Source organism: Pseudomonadales bacterium, from assembly GCA_024234435.1.
Taxonomy (GTDB): Bacteria; Pseudomonadota; Gammaproteobacteria; order Pseudomonadales; family Porticoccaceae; genus JACKOF01.
Genome location: JACKOF010000001.1, coordinates 1,305,723 through 1,320,414 on the forward strand (window position 1 = coordinate 1,305,723; position 14,692 = coordinate 1,320,414).

The window sequence follows — 14,692 nt, forward strand, 5'->3', positions numbered from 1 at the left end:
GCAGAAACCAGAATGGTCATTTCTGCCAACCGCGCCGCCAACATTACCGGTTCTAAATACAGCGTTGCGTGTTGAAGGCTCTGCGCACACAAGCCCGCATTGTACCCAGTTCTGTGTCCTGCTGAAATTCCTGTGCACGCCGGTCTTTTCTGAATCAATAAAGGGTAAGTGCGCTAACTTAGTACGACAAAGGCTACCACATAGTCTTTTTCGTCAGACAGACTGATTAACGCCTGTGAGCCGCCGAGATCGCTCAATCGTCTGGCGGCTGCACCCGAAAGATTTAACAATGGAGCTCCATTCCCGTTATTGGTGATCTCCATATCCTGCCAGGAGACTTTTCCTATTCCGGTACCAAGTGCCTTGCTGGCCGCTTCTTTGGCAGCAAAGCGTTTTGCAAGGTAAGCAGCCTGCTGTTTTTTCCGATCAAATATTGCCAACTCACTGCCACAAAGTACCCGCTCGGCAAAAGCCCTTCCCTGTCGCTCAAGCACGGAGATAATACGGGCAACCTGGACGATATCGGTTCCTATTCCTACGATCATTGCTTTCCCCCTAATGCCTGAAACAATTTTCGACTTTGCAACGGTCTGTCGCCAAGATGTGGCTTGAGTGCAAGCCGCAGCAATCGTTTGGCATCACTGAGCACTTCCGGCTCCATCAGTTCATTACCGGCTATTGATAAGAGACTGCGACCACTGAACAATTCCATCTGTCGTTGCAAACTCCCTGGTTGCACCGCAGAGAATACCTGCTCGACACCACCCAATATTGCATCATACCGATAAGATGCATTGGCATGCACGGGTTCACCACTGACCACATCCACATCCACTACCAACTCATAACCGATTTCGTTGAGCAGGCGCATTTCGAATTGCCGCAACAATATTTCGAGATTTTCTTCAGAGGCCAACTGCTGGATCGACTCTCGGTAGTGATCAAACAGTCCTTCGTGAGGGTCATGTTCAGCAAGAAGACGAATCATCAATTCGTTAAGGTAGAAGCCGCTATAAAGGGTTTTACCCCGGAAAAAAGGGGTGGCAGCGACACTCTCTGCGGCCATCAAATTTTTGAGTTCACTTTGACCACTCCAGCTAAGCTGCAGTAAGGTAAAAGGCATCAGGTTAAGCGAACGTTTGCGCGCTGAACCGCCACGAGAGCCTCTGGCAACTACTCTGAAGCGACCATAATGTCGTGTGAATATATCCACCAACCGGCTGGTTTCCCGATAGGGTCGACTGTGCAGCACGAAAGCCTCTTCACACTCAACCCTCATCCTGATCCACCATCATCGCTATCTAACGACTCTGCACTCTCAATCCAGATACCCCAGGCTGCGCAGCGCTCTCTCATCGTCGGACCAGCCGCTGCGAACCTTCACCCAGAGATTCAGCATAACCTTGCAGTCAAACAGCTTTTGCATATCCATGCGAGCCTGTTGACCAATCATTTTTATACGGCTGCCTTTATCGCCAATGATTATCTTTTTCTGTCCATCCCGCTCAACCAGAATCAGCGCACTGATATGGCAGATTTCACCTTTATAGGTAAACTCTTCAATTTCAACATTCACCTGATAAGGCAACTCTGCACCCAACTGGCGAGTGATTTTTTCACGCACTATTTCCGCAGCCAAAAACCGTTCGGTGCGGTCCGTAATCTGATCTTCCGGAAAAAAGTGCACACTTTCCGGAATATGTTTGCGTATCGCAGCTTCCAGCTCCCGGAGGTTAACCCCCTGCAACGCCGAAACCGGCATAATTTCAGCATTTGGCAAACGCTCCGCGAGCGCTTTCAAGTGGGGGAGCAGTAATGCCTTATCCTCAACACGGTCCAGCTTATTGACCGCAACAATCACCGGGGAGCTGACTTTTTTCAGCTCTTCGGCAACTTTGTCATCAGCGTCATTCCAGGATGTCCGGTCCACCACAAATACGACAACATCGACATCGCGAATGGCGCTCTCCGCAGCCCTGTTCATGTACCGGTTAATAGCTTTTTGCTGATTGCTGTGCAAGCCGGGGGTATCAACAAATATCAATTGGTAATCACCCTCCGTTTTAATCCCCAGCATGTTGTGCCGTGTGGTTTGTGGCTTGCGCGAGGTGATGCTGAGTTTTTGCCCTAGCAGATGATTTAGCAGTGTTGATTTGCCAACATTGGGACGCCCAACAATCGCTACGTAACCGCAATGGGTCGTCGATTCCTGTTTAACCATCAATAATGTTACCTTGCAGTATTTTCAGAGCTTTCTCGGCAGCGAGCTTTTCAGCTTCTTTGCGGCTGCTTCCCTTACCCGTAACAGGGCGATCCAGGCCATCAGCCTCACATTGCACGGAGAAGTGCTGACAATGTTGTTCTCCACTCACAGCAACCACCGAATACTGTGGTAGTGGGCGGCTTCGGCCCTGCAAAAATTCCTGCAGGCGTGTTTTGGCATCTTTTTGATCCGCAGAAGCAGAAACCTTGTTAAGTCGGGATGCAAACCAGCGAAGCACACACTTTTTACATTCCGCCATACCGCTATCCAGATATATTGCACCGATAATAGCCTCAACCGCATCAGCGAGGATGGAATCACGACGATGACCACCACTTTTCATTTCACCCGATCCCAACAGCAGGTGTTCTCCAAGATTCAGCTCCCGGGCAATTTCGGCTAGCGTTTTCCCTTTTACGAGGGTTGCCCGCTGGCGGCTCAGATCACCTTCATCAACCGCTGTCAGCTGCTGGTAAAGCGCTTCACCCATGATGAAATTAAGGGCCGCGTCCCCAAGAAACTCCAGGCGCTCATTATTTCGGGCACCGCAGCTGCGATGCGTGAGCGCCAGTTCCAGCAGAGCCACTGTTTTAAATTCATAACCCAGTTGCACCTGAAGTCGTTGTCGGCTGTCTATCACTGTTTTTCGGAACTATCGTATTCATTGGTAAAGACAGCGACAAAATCAAGATTACCCATGAAATTGACGCGCTTTTCGTAATTGAGACTGACCAGAATACGCTTCTTCTCCCGAGTAATAACCATATCCTTAACGCTTACATCACGAATATTGTTAACAGTGAATGTATTACTCATGCGGCGTCGAATATCAGCGTTGGTCATTTCGGCTACATTCTCATTGGCCAGAGAATGAATCGCTGCCCGCACAAAATAGTTATCAAGGTAGAGCGGCCCCAGCTTGAATCCGGCCGTCAATAGCACACCCAGCACAGCTAATACCACCAGCCAGCTTATCGTGGTTAGTCCCTGTTGTTTTCCTGCAAGTCTTCCTCGTGCCAACATATCGGTCCCCCTTGCTTATGTTCCAAAATGGTTTATCAGCGAACACCCTAAACGATCAATCATGCTTAACGAATTGTGCCAACCCCCTGAAAACTCGGCAAGCTGAAGAACTTATCCCAGTGCATCCAGGTGACAACAGCCTTGCCAACGATATTCTCTTCGGGAACAGGCCCCCAGACACGGCTATCACTGCTATTATCCCGGTTATCTCCCATCATGAAATAATGACCCTGCGGCACCACAGTAGAATAGTTCTGTCCATAGCGGCTGGCAAAGCGTTGCTTGCGTATCAAATGGCCCTCTTCTCCCAACGCTTCCTCTGCCAGCAAATAACGCGGGTCCTCACCTTCTGAATTGACGGCTGTCTGCGTTATCTTCTTGCCATTAATATAAAGCTGGTTGTTGACCACATGAATTTCATCACCCGGCAAGCCAATCACCCGTTTAATGAAATACCGGTCGTCATTTGGCGGGAAAAACACCATAACATCACCGCGCCGGGGATCATCCACTGCGATCACTTTTGTACCAGTAACAGGCAGACGCAGGCCATAGGCATATTTATTCACCAGTATAAAGTCGCCTACTTTCAGCGTTGGCACCATGGATGAGGATGGTATCTGAAAAGGCTCAAACAGGAACGAGCGCAATACCAGCACTACCAACAGTACCGGAAAAAAAGATCCTGAATATTCTACCCAGCCAGATCTCGGCTCATTTTCGCCGCGGCGAGAGGCAAGAAAAATTTTGTCCAGGGCCCAGACAAAACCACTGACAGCAGTCAGAATCACCAAAATGAGGGGGAAATTAATATCCATAATCTGTCTTATTCTCTTCCAACTATCACAATAAACGGTTGCGCGGGTTTCTCGCTCATCGAACAGAATACGTCATCAACTGTCTGTTTTCAGTACGGCCAGGAATGCGTCCTGTGGAATTTCCACCCTGCCAACCTGTTTCATCCGCTTTTTACCGGCTTTCTGTTTTTCCAGCAACTTCTTCTTACGGCTCACGTCGCCACCATAACACTTTGCCGTCACATTTTTACGCAGTGCTTTCACTGTTGTTCGGGCAATGATATGGCCACCGATTGCGGCCTGAATCGCCACATCAAACATCTGCCGAGGAATCAGCTCTTTCATTTTCTCTGTCAACTGACGGCCTTTGCTCTGGGAGTTGTCCCTGTGCACAATTAATGCCAGCGCATCCACTTTTTCACCATTAATCAGAACGTCAAGCCGCACCAGCGGCGCTGCCTGAAAGCGTGTGAAATTATAATCCAGTGAAGCAAATCCTCGGCTGACAGACTTCAATTTATCAAAAAAGTCCATCACCACTTCACTCATTGGCAACTCGTAGCGTATGGAAACCTGACCACCGACAAACTGCATGTCTTTCTGTACACCGCGCTTCTCGACACAAAGTGTAATCACATTGCCCAGATAATCCTTTGGCACCAGAATATTCGCCTCACAGATAGGCTCCCGCAGTTCCTGTATATAGGCTGGATCGGGCAAATTTGACGGACTGGAGATCTGTACCACGTCGCCACTGGTTTTCTGCACTTCGTAAACCACAGTAGGTGCTGTGGTAATCAGGTCAAGATCGTATTCTCGCTCCAGACGTTCCTGAATAATCTCCATATGGAGCATGCCCAGAAAACCGCAGCGAAAACCAAAGCCCAGCGCATCGGAACTTTCCGGCTCATAAAAAAGCGAGGCATCATTAAGTGTGAGTTTTGCCAGCGCATCGCGAAAGTCTTCAAAATCATCTGAGCTGATCGGAAACATACCCGCATAAACCTGTGGCTTTACCCGCTGGAACCCCGGCAGTGCGGCAACATCCGAAGTGTGTACATGGGTAAACGTATCCCCCACCGGGGCACCGTGGATATCCTTGATACCGGCAACCACAAAACCTACTTCTCCGGCCTTCAATTGCCCTGTTTCCAGCCTTTTGGGAGTAAAAACACCGATACTGTCAATAACCTGAGGCTTGCCGATAGATTTGGCAATCACTCTGTCTTTTTTCTTGAGCGTACCCTGCATCACTCGCACCAGCGACACCACACCCAGATAGTTGTCAAACCATGAATCAATAATCAGAGCCTGCAAGGGTGCATTAATATCACCCTTGGGTGGTGGCACTTTCAAAACCAGCTCTTCCAGGATTTCATCAATGCCGATACCGGTTTTGGCACTGCAGCGAACAGCATCCTGCGCGTCGAGGCCAATGATATCCTCTATTTCCTCAATCACCTTTTCGGGCTCTGCCTGAGGCAGATCCATCTTGTTAAGAACCGGAATCACCTCAAGTCCCTGAGCAATAGCCGTATAACAGTTTGCTACAGACTGCGCCTCAACCCCCTGCCCTGCATCCACCACCAGCAATGCACCTTCACAGGCCGCCAGAGAGCGGGATACCTCATAGGAAAAATCCACATGCCCCGGAGTATCGATAAAATTCAACTGATATGTCTTGCCATCTTTGGCTGTGTAATTCAGTGTCACACTTTGCGCTTTGATGGTAATTCCCCGCTCTCTTTCGATATCCATCGAGTCGAGCACCTGAGCGGCCATTTCGCGCTCGCTTAAGCCACCACAGACTTGTATAAAACGATCGGCGATAGTGGACTTTCCATGATCAATGTGGGCAATGATAGAAAAATTTCGAATATGGGTTAAATCGGACACGAGGCTGTCAATATTCCTGCTGAACGTCTAGAAAATCGATAAAGGCTTGCAATAAAACCTGCAAGGAAGCCGGAGCGTGCTCCGGGACGCGCAGTCTAGCTTATTTGCTTGCTTCACGCACTAACCGCCGCCCGTTTCCGGGCGGCGATTCGTGAAATAAAACGGACGGAGGGCAATCAGCGTATTTCGATCGTTCTGAACACCGGCCGACCTGCTCGGAAAAAACGAATCGCTACCGGTGACTTCTCAGGCAAGTCATCAATTATCGCCTGGTACTCCTGAAGATTCTGAATAGCATTGTAACCTAGCTGGACGATAACATCTCCGGGCCTCAGTCCGGTACGTGCCGCTGCGGTATCCGGAAAAACCTCGGTAATAACAACGCCACCTCGAAGGTTCCAGTTACGGGCGGATTTTTCATCCAGCTCCCGCAGTGAAAGCCCCAGCCGATCACCCTGCCCCGGAGAATCACCCTGCGCCGAAACCTGACCTGGCAAGGCGCCCACCTCAACCTTCACCGTTCTGGATTTGCCCTTGCGCATCAATTGTGCCGTCACGTTTTTACCCGGAGGTAACAAGCCGACAACATGAGGCAAATCGCCTGACTCATCAATAGATTTACCGTCAAAGGAAAGAATCACATCGCCCGCACGAATGCCTGCCTTGTCTGCCGGACCATCCGGCTCCACCTGCACGATCAGGGCGCCCTGAGGTCGGTCCAGCTCAAGAGATTCTGCCAGCTCCTTATCGATGTCCTGAATATAAACACCCAACCAGCCTCTATCGACACGACCTTTGGCCTTAAGCTGATCAACCACTTCAAGCGCCAGGCTAGTGGGTATCGCAAAAGATACGCCAATGGAACCACCGGAGCGGGTATAAATTTGTGAATTGATGCCAACCACTTCACCGTCCAGGTTAAACAGTGGCCCACCGGAATTACCCGGGTTGATTGCCACATCACTCTGAATGAAAGGCACGTAATTATCACCGCTTTTAGTGGGAATACTGCGACCAATAGCGCTGATAATACCGGCACTGGCCGAGTAATCGAGACCGAATGGAGAACCTATTGCAACCACCCATTCCCCTACCTTCAGGTCTTCCGGCTCCGCAAAAGTAACTGTCGGCAAATCATCCGCATTGATTTTCAGTAATGCCAGATCAGAGCGTTTGTCTGCACCAATGACTTTGGCGCTGAATTCGCGCCGATCACTCAGGCGCACCATTATATCGTCAGCTCTTTCGATAACATGGTGGTTAGTGAGCACATAACCATCTTCAGAAATAATAAAACCCGACCCCATTGAGCGCGCTTCTCTGGGCTGCTGATCCCGGTAACCATCAAAAAAATCGCGGAATATTTCCGGTAACTCGCCATAGGGAATATTCGGTATGCGGCTCGCGCCCCCTACCTTGGCAACGGTGTTAATCTTTACCACTGCTGGCGAATTCTTTTCAATCAAACCGGTAAAATCCGGCAAGTTTGCGCTAACAGCTAACAACGGCGCCAAAAAACCAATCGTTAACATCCAACCAACAACCAACTTTCGCATGATGTCCTCCGAAAAACTATGGTTTTGAACTTAACATTTAAAGCTTTTTTAATACTACCGGCTGGATAGCCGGATCATTATAACAATGACGGGAATGAAGCCTCACCAGCCCACCGCCAACAATCAGACCGGAAAGTGCTCCCAATGCTATCATCGAATCAGCACCACTCCACTGATAAGCCACTGTCACACCAATAACCAACGTCAACAAGGGCAGAAAGTACAGCAGCAAGGTACCACTAACCACCACATGATCAGGCACACCGATAAGTACTTGCTCGTCAACCCGATAATGGTTCCTATCACCATCCGGCAACAGCGCCCGAATCGATGTTGTATTACCGGTGGTTTTGTGTAAAAGACTTTCTATTAAAGTATTCTGACCGCAATTTTTTTCCGAACCACAACTGGAACATGCAGACTTCTGAACCGTCTCCACCCAGAGAGCCGTCTTTTCAACGGAGCGAATTATTCCTCTTTCTTCAATCACGGTAATATCTTCTCGCCAGTTGATTCAAGCTTCTGCCTATTTCGTCTGCCGGCCTGTTTCACCCACTGCTGCTTCACCTACTGCCTACTTCTGTTTCACCTACTGTAAGGGGGCCACTGAATGGGCAATCTGCTTCGCGGTAGCGGACGGAATTTCGCCCACTATAGAAATCAGGAAGTCCCTGTTATCAATACCCTTTCGCACCATATACGCGAAGGTTGCGCCTCTGCGGGCTTCGACTTCGGGAAGATCAATTAATTCCTGGGTGTCCACAAATATCGAAAACACCGCCAGGCCATCGGTGTAAATCAACGATTCTCCGGTTTTTTCTGTCCGAGGCTGATAGCCCGCAAATGCAAACCCGGGAGGCAACCAGGCAGCGCGCCACTGTCGCTGGCTGTCAGCAGGCTGCTTTGCGCCTGCACAGGGCAGGCTTTCTGCTGAAGCGACCACATGATCGGCGGAAGAAGGCATAACATCGGCCTCATTGATCATCGCTCCCAGCTCCAGCTGCACAAACTGAAAACGCTCAAGAACCCGGTTACCCTTGCCTGAGTGGTCAATTAATAATGACTGCAGCAACAAGCCCGTCTTCTTATCAATGGACAACAGATACCCATAGCGGTATTTATCTTTTGGCACTACATGCACGCTTATCACATCGCGATTGGCGACTCTGTTTTCACCCTTGATATAGATGCTGTAGTGATCTTCAAGACGGGAATACATCGCATCTTCCAACTCTGAGCCTAGCCCCAGCAGCAGCATATCCCCTACTCGCTGGCAATCCAGCCTTTTCCCATGCCGAATAACTTCACGCAGCGGTCCGTTCAGGTGTGTGAGTTTCTCATACTCCATGCCATCGCGAACGGCGTGGGCAACCTCAATCGTCTTCAGAATCCCACCATGTTCGTAGGTGAAAATTCCTCGATATGTCAATGAACGGTTTGCCTGCGCCATTTTTTCCAGCAAATTAACAACGGAAGTCTTGGTAATGGAAACTGTTTGCTCCGAAGACTGCTCAACTGGCAATTCATCTTCAGCATTTGACGAAAAACAAAAAAACGCCACCAGAGAAACCAGTAGCGCTTTTAATATTGGGGAGGTAGTTCGTGTAGGTAATACTTGCAGCGATAGCACCATTATCGAAAACTTATCTTCCTGTGGTTCCTGTCAATCAGTCAGGTTGTTTTTGGGGCATCCGCGCAAAGGGTAACATACCCTGACTCGTATTTAACGAGGCATTTTCAGTATGCCGCAACATAAGTTCATTAAGGTACTTCTGGATCTGTTCCTGAGTTGCTTTATCCGGTATCGCTTGCCTGGAGATTAATGCTACTGGTTGCTGTTGCTGACCACCACTGGTCGCACTCACAGTTCTGACCGGAACCCGTGGCAGATTAAACGTGGATGGCAACTGGGCCGGTGTAGCGCTCTGCTCAACAGGATCTATTACGGCTATAGGCGCACCGCTGCCAGCAGTGACCTGCTGCTCTTGATTAAACTGCTGTACCCCAAGTACTGCAACCAAAGCAACAGAGGCGGCAACGGCAAATCTGCCAATCGGACTGATGAAGCGCTGTGCAAACGACGAAGGCTTGCCTTCCAGTTCTATTGCATCGCGAATGGAGCCTGATAAATCCACCAGCCTTTCCGGAAGCTCCTTGCGCATGGCCGCAGAGGCAATCTGGTAACGGTGCCAACGATCACGGGATTCAGTGTTTGAGTTGACATCCTTGAGTACCCTATGAAACTCCATCTCATCAGTTTCACCATCCATAAGTGCCGAAATTGCTTCTGCTCTGAAAGAATCGGAATTGCTCATGTTTTATCCACTTTTCAATGTGTTTATTGATTTTTCGGACGATCCGCCTGTGCCGTTTAGTCCGTTTAAAATACCAATGATCTGAAATCTAGCTGATCAGACATAAAAAGGGAAGAATGGTTCCCCACATTTACCAACTATTTCAGAAGCCCTTCTGCCAGATTTTGTACTTGCTGGTCAATGGACTCCCTGGCTCGAAAAATTCGTGATCTCACTGTACCTACCGGGCAACCCATAACATCAGCGATCTCTTCATAGCTGAGACCTTCGAATTCGCGTAAAGTTACGGCGGTGCGCAAATCTTCCGGCAACCCTTTAATGGCATCGTCCACAACTGCTTCCAGCTCATCGCGGTACATCAGCTCTTCCGGCGAGCCAACGTCCTTGAGGTTGTCACTGCCTGAATAATATTCAGCATCAGCCACATCCACATCGCTTGCAGGCGGACGGCGATTTCGAGACACCAGATAGTTTTTCGCAGTATTAACCGCAATACGATAGAGCCAAGTGTAGAACTGGCTATCTCCCCGAAATCTGGCAATCGCTCTGTAGGCCTTGATGAACGCTTCCTGGGTTACGTCATTAACTTCATCAAAATCCTTGATGTAACGGCTGACAATCGCCTGCACCTTGTATTGGTGCTTCAACACCAGCAGATCGAAGGCTCTCTTATCCCCTTTCTGTACACGCTTAACCAGCTGCTTGTCCGTTTCTTTTATCTGTTCAGCTTCCATATACTTCTCAACAACACTCTCCGGGGAAATATTTACTCAATCTCTATCGCGATTTTTTTTAACAGCTTGCTAGACCCTTATGGCACCAAATAGTTCGCAAGCAATCGAGCCTGATTTACAAGGTACCCATTTTCGTGCCGCTATACTATCATGCGTGCACTCAAAATAGCGCCGACTCACAACAACTACAAATTCACAAATGCAACCCAATTATTTTCACGATGTTTTGATTATTGGCAGCGGCGCAGCAGGCATGACTGTAGCGCTTCACCTTGCCGATCGCTACAAGATCGCCCTTATCAGCAAATCCAAAATCTCTTCAGGCTCAACACTCTGGGCCCAGGGCGGAATCGCCGCAGTGCTTGACTCTGAAGACAGCCTGGAAGCACACATTAAGGATACTTTAATAGCCGGAAACGGGTTATGCCATGAAGATGCTGTTCGACACACAGTTGAAAACGGCCCTTCGGCAATCAAATGGCTGGTTTCCCAGGGCGTTAATTTCTCAAGGGATGACCATAGCCACGACTACCACCTGACCAAGGAAGGTGGCCACAGTCATCGTCGGGTGCTTCACACTGCCGATGCCACAGGTAAAGAGGTTTCAGGCAGCCTGTCGGCGAAGGTGCTGGCTCACCCCAATATTGAAATTTTTGAGCATCACCTGGTTGTTGACCTGATCACCCAGGCTGATAAAGGGTCTCGAGCCATCCGCTGTACCGGTGCGTATGTTCTGGATGCAAAACGTGATCAGGTCTGCCTGTTTCAGGCAAAAGCTGTCGTGCTGGCAACAGGCGGTGCCAGCAAAGCCTATCTTTATACCAGTAACCCGGACGGAGCAAGTGGCGACGGTATTGCTATTGCCTGGCGCAAGGGCTGTCGTGTTGCCAATATGGAATTCAACCAGTTCCATCCGACTTGTCTCTATCATCCTAATGCAAAAGCATTTTTGATTACTGAGGCACTCCGCGGCGAGGGCGCATTGTTGCGCCTGCCCAATGGTGATCGCTTTATGCCACAATTCCACCCCGATGCAGAATTGGCCCCCAGAGATATTGTTGCGCGGGCCATCGACCACGAGATGAAACGACTCGGCAGTGACTGCGTCTATCTGGATATCACTCACAAACCGGCAGAATTTATCGAGTCCCACTTTCCTACTGTCAAAGCGCGCTGTCTCAAATACGGTATAGATATCACCAAAGAACCCATTCCCGTTGTGCCCGCAGCGCATTACACCTGTGGCGGAATTCTGGTCGATCAGCAAGGGCGCACCGATTTGAAAAATCTCTACGCCGTAGGCGAAACGGCATTTACCGGGCTTCATGGTGCCAACCGTATGGCCAGTAATTCACTGCTGGAATGTATTGTCTATGGTCGCGCGGCTGCGCAAGCCATCGACGCATCCTTTGAGCAGATTCCAGACGTTGATACAGCTCCGGAATGGGATGCCTCCCGGGTCACTCACTCCGATGAAGATGTCATCATTTCCCATAACTGGGACGAGTTACGACGCTTCATGTGGGACTATGTCGGTATTGTCCGTACCCGAAAACGACTGGAGCGGGCCCAGCACCGGATCGAAATGCTACAAAAAGAAATTCATGAGTATTACAGCAACTATAAAATTTCACCGGATTTACTGGAGCTGAGAAACCTGACAATGGTGTCCCAGCTGATCATTCGCTGCGCGCAACAACGCCGCGAAAGCCGTGGTCTGCATTACACACTGGATTATCCGGAAACCTCGCCAATCGCAAGGGATACTGTGATTGTACCAATCAACTTTGCAGGACAGAACGTCATCACCTAAAACGACACGAACGTCGTACTGACAGGGTACAAGAAACATCACAAATACAAGGACGGCAAAATCTACGAAAAACGCAGCTTTTGCAATAACAGGCTATAACCTGATTTGTCCAGAGAGTCGGGGAACAGAACCAGATACCTGCCTCCATCAAAATGCAGCACCAGCACGCGACCCAAGCGGTACCACTGCCTGAGTTCAACTTCTTCCGGGCCGACTGAGCCATCAATAACCCACCGCTTATCTCGACAGATCACCCTTTGATGGGGCAGGCAACGCCATTCCCTAACAAGGCTCACCCCACCAAAAACGACACCTGCAGATAGAGTCAATTGAAGACATTCTGTCACTGGCAAACAAAGCAACAGGGTCAGCACCAAAAGGTGAATCAGCAATAGCCAAGTCAGCTGTTGGTTTGAACGGCAAATTTGTATCTCAACGGATTTGGTCACGAGTGCTGCGAAGAATATCAACAATAATTTTCAGATCGGGATCTTCCGGTATTCTGTGCCCCATACACCAGGCAAAGAGATCCGGATCTTCGCCTTCAAGCAGTTTGTGATAGCGCTCCTTGTCCACATCATCCAGACCCGGATAAATTTTTTCAACAAAGGGTAACAGCCACAGATCCAACTCCAGCATGCCACGACGACTGGCCCAGACAAGTCGGTTTTTTTCCATTTTCACGTAACCCTGTAATTAAAGACATCATCGACAACAGATCACCTGGCAGACAGGATAAACTCACTCTGCACGCTTTCCGGTTATAACGCGCATTATAGTGGAAGCAATGAGGTTTACCCACTAAGATACAGCATCTTTTATTTTCTGGCTGACTATGAACAACTGGCTGACATTTCTGAATAATCTTGACGCGACTCTGGCCGAGGACAACAGCGTATCCTTCGGCGAAACCATTGCAGACTACGCCAATCTTCGGGAATCAACACGACTGGTTCCTCTTGCCAATATGGGTGTCTTAAAAGTATCAGCGGAGCGTGCGAACGAATTCCTTCAGGGGCAAATGACTTGTGATTTCAGGGAACTGTCAAACACTCGGAGCCTGCCTGGTGCTCAATGCAACCCGAAAGGTCGTATGCTCAATACTTTCAGAGCATTACAGCTTGCAGAGCAGCAAATACTGCTGACTATGTCGGCAGATCTGGTTGCATCTACCCACAGCACACTGAATAAATTTGCACCCTTTTTCAAAGCACAACTGGAAGACGCATCGCAGGCGTACGCACAGCTCGGGCTCTGCGGCCCGGAAGCCGATAAATTACTTGCTTCCTGCTTCCCGAATCTGCCCATTGAAAGCAATGACATGACACAACAGGGAGACTGTTTCGCTGTCAAGGTTGCCAACAACTGCTGGCTGATAGTGGTGCCATTTGCAGAACTGGAGAACTACTGGTCAACACTTACCCAAAAGGCGCAACCTGCCGGTACACAATTGTGGCAATTACAGATGATTCAACTGGGCCTTGGTCAGGTGGTGGAAGCTACATTTGAGATGTTTATTCCCCAGATGCTCAATCTACAAGCCGCCGGGGCAATCAGTTTCAAAAAGGGTTGCTACACCGGACAGGAAGTTGTCGCCCGCATGAAATACCTGGGCAAGCTCAAACGCCGAATGTACCATCTTGTTATTGATGCACCTGTTGTACCCGTAGCCGGAAGCGCCTGCAAGCTGACAGAAGAAGGTCAGAGTGTGGGTAATATCGTCAGCTCGGTTCAAGTAGACAGCAACAAAGTCGAGGCCCTTGTGGTCCTCACGGCAGAAGCCGCTGCAGCCGAGCGTATCATCATCGGCAGTGAACCACCGGCGACCTTTTTGTTAAGTCCACTCCCTTATACACTGGAGTCCGATTGATGCTCGGCTGGGCGTCAGAACACCACACACTACTCACCTGGCTGGGCGTTGTATCCTTTTTTGTTTTTGTCTTCAGTCTGGCGTCCCTGCCCTGGCTGGTATCCCGGATACCGGAGGATTATTTTAGCCACCAGGAACGTACGCCAACACGCTGGAAAAAGCAGCACCCCGTAATTCGGCTTCTATTGTTAATCGGCAAAAATCTTCTGGGCGTGGTTCTTCTCTGTGGTGGCATTCTTATGCTGGTACTGCCTGGGCAGGGTTTACTTACCATACTGATGGGCGTTCTACTGTTGGACTATCCGGGAAAATATACACTTGAACGCAAGGTCGTTTCACAACCCGGCATACTCAAAAGCCTGAACTGGCTCAGGGCAAAAGCCAAACACCCCCCGCTGATCATCGATGAACCTTAAGGGTCCTCT

Annotated in this window: 17 protein-coding genes; 3 read left to right on the forward strand and 14 right to left on the reverse strand. The window is 49.5% G+C overall.

Annotated features, from left to right (window positions below):
* Positions 1-173 precede the first annotated feature (173 nt).
* From H7A02_06020 to rpoE, 12 genes are all read right to left on the reverse strand, one after another.
* Positions 174-545, reverse strand: a complete 372-nt coding sequence (locus H7A02_06020; GenBank protein ID MCP5171805.1) for a holo-ACP synthase — start codon at positions 543-545, stop codon at positions 174-176.
* Positions 542-1,279 (reverse strand): DNA repair protein RecO, encoded by a 738-nt coding sequence (gene recO / locus H7A02_06025; GenBank protein ID MCP5171806.1) that lies wholly within the window; start codon positions 1,277-1,279, stop codon positions 542-544. Before recO ends, H7A02_06020 begins: the two co-directional genes overlap by 4 nt.
* Positions 1,280-1,318: 39 nt before the next feature.
* Positions 1,319-2,221 carry a GTPase Era gene (gene era / locus H7A02_06030; GenBank protein ID MCP5171807.1) on the reverse strand — a complete coding sequence of 301 codons (903 nt, stop codon included), beginning with the start codon at positions 2,219-2,221 and terminating at the stop codon, positions 1,319-1,321.
* Positions 2,214-2,903, reverse strand: coding sequence for a ribonuclease III (gene rnc, locus H7A02_06035; GenBank protein MCP5171808.1), 690 nt, complete (start codon positions 2,901-2,903; stop codon positions 2,214-2,216). The genes era and rnc overlap by 8 nt, the downstream gene beginning before the upstream one ends.
* Positions 2,900-3,286 (reverse strand): DUF4845 domain-containing protein, encoded by a 387-nt coding sequence (locus tag H7A02_06040; protein MCP5171809.1) that lies wholly within the window; start codon positions 3,284-3,286, stop codon positions 2,900-2,902. Before H7A02_06040 ends, rnc begins: the two co-directional genes overlap by 4 nt.
* A 65-nt stretch (positions 3,287-3,351) precedes the next feature.
* Positions 3,352-4,104, reverse strand: coding sequence for a signal peptidase I (gene lepB / locus H7A02_06045; protein MCP5171810.1), 753 nt, complete (start codon positions 4,102-4,104; stop codon positions 3,352-3,354).
* A gap of 75 nt (positions 4,105-4,179) precedes the next feature.
* A complete protein-coding gene (gene lepA, locus H7A02_06050; protein ID MCP5171811.1) occupies positions 4,180-5,979 on the reverse strand; it encodes an elongation factor 4 in 1,800 nt (599 codons plus the stop codon).
* Positions 5,980-6,155: 176 nt separating this feature from the next.
* The gene (locus H7A02_06055; GenBank protein ID MCP5171812.1) at positions 6,156-7,535 is read right to left on the reverse strand and encodes a DegQ family serine endoprotease; all 1,380 of its coding nucleotides are present in this window, start codon (positions 7,533-7,535) and stop codon (positions 6,156-6,158) included.
* Between the two features lie 37 nt (positions 7,536-7,572).
* Positions 7,573-8,025, reverse strand: coding sequence for a SoxR reducing system RseC family protein (locus tag H7A02_06060; protein MCP5171813.1), 453 nt, complete (start codon positions 8,023-8,025; stop codon positions 7,573-7,575).
* Between the two features lie 99 nt (positions 8,026-8,124).
* On the reverse strand, positions 8,125-9,168 hold the full coding sequence (locus tag H7A02_06065) for a MucB/RseB C-terminal domain-containing protein (GenBank protein ID MCP5171814.1): 1,044 nt from the start codon (positions 9,166-9,168) through the stop codon (positions 8,125-8,127).
* A gap of 34 nt (positions 9,169-9,202) precedes the next feature.
* Positions 9,203-9,850 carry a sigma-E factor negative regulatory protein gene (locus tag H7A02_06070; protein MCP5171815.1) on the reverse strand — a complete coding sequence of 216 codons (648 nt, stop codon included), beginning with the start codon at positions 9,848-9,850 and terminating at the stop codon, positions 9,203-9,205.
* Positions 9,851-9,987: 137 nt separating this feature from the next.
* A complete protein-coding gene (rpoE, locus tag H7A02_06075; GenBank protein MCP5171816.1) occupies positions 9,988-10,584 on the reverse strand; it encodes an RNA polymerase sigma factor RpoE in 597 nt (198 codons plus the stop codon).
* A 199-nt stretch (positions 10,585-10,783) separates the two neighbouring features.
* Between rpoE and nadB the strand changes: the two genes are divergently transcribed.
* A complete protein-coding gene (gene nadB, locus H7A02_06080; protein MCP5171817.1) occupies positions 10,784-12,397 on the forward strand; it encodes an L-aspartate oxidase in 1,614 nt (537 codons plus the stop codon).
* Between the two features lie 62 nt (positions 12,398-12,459).
* Here the strand turns inward: nadB and H7A02_06085 are convergent, their stop codons facing one another.
* Positions 12,460-12,726 carry a hypothetical protein gene (locus tag H7A02_06085; protein ID MCP5171818.1) on the reverse strand — a complete coding sequence of 89 codons (267 nt, stop codon included), beginning with the start codon at positions 12,724-12,726 and terminating at the stop codon, positions 12,460-12,462.
* A 103-nt stretch (positions 12,727-12,829) separates the two neighbouring features.
* Complete coding sequence (locus H7A02_06090; GenBank protein ID MCP5171819.1) at positions 12,830-13,075, reverse strand: succinate dehydrogenase assembly factor 2; 246 nt, start codon at positions 13,073-13,075, stop codon at positions 12,830-12,832.
* Between the two features lie 157 nt (positions 13,076-13,232).
* On the opposite strand from H7A02_06090, the gene H7A02_06095 reads away from it, so the two are divergent.
* Both H7A02_06095 and H7A02_06100 read left to right on the forward strand, forming a co-directional pair.
* Positions 13,233-14,267 carry a folate-binding protein YgfZ gene (locus tag H7A02_06095; protein MCP5171820.1) on the forward strand — a complete coding sequence of 345 codons (1,035 nt, stop codon included), beginning with the start codon at positions 13,233-13,235 and terminating at the stop codon, positions 14,265-14,267.
* Positions 14,267-14,683 carry a hypothetical protein gene (locus H7A02_06100; GenBank protein ID MCP5171821.1) on the forward strand — a complete coding sequence of 139 codons (417 nt, stop codon included), beginning with the start codon at positions 14,267-14,269 and terminating at the stop codon, positions 14,681-14,683. Before H7A02_06095 ends, H7A02_06100 begins: the two co-directional genes overlap by 1 nt.
* The last annotated feature ends 9 nt before the right edge of the window (positions 14,684-14,692 follow it).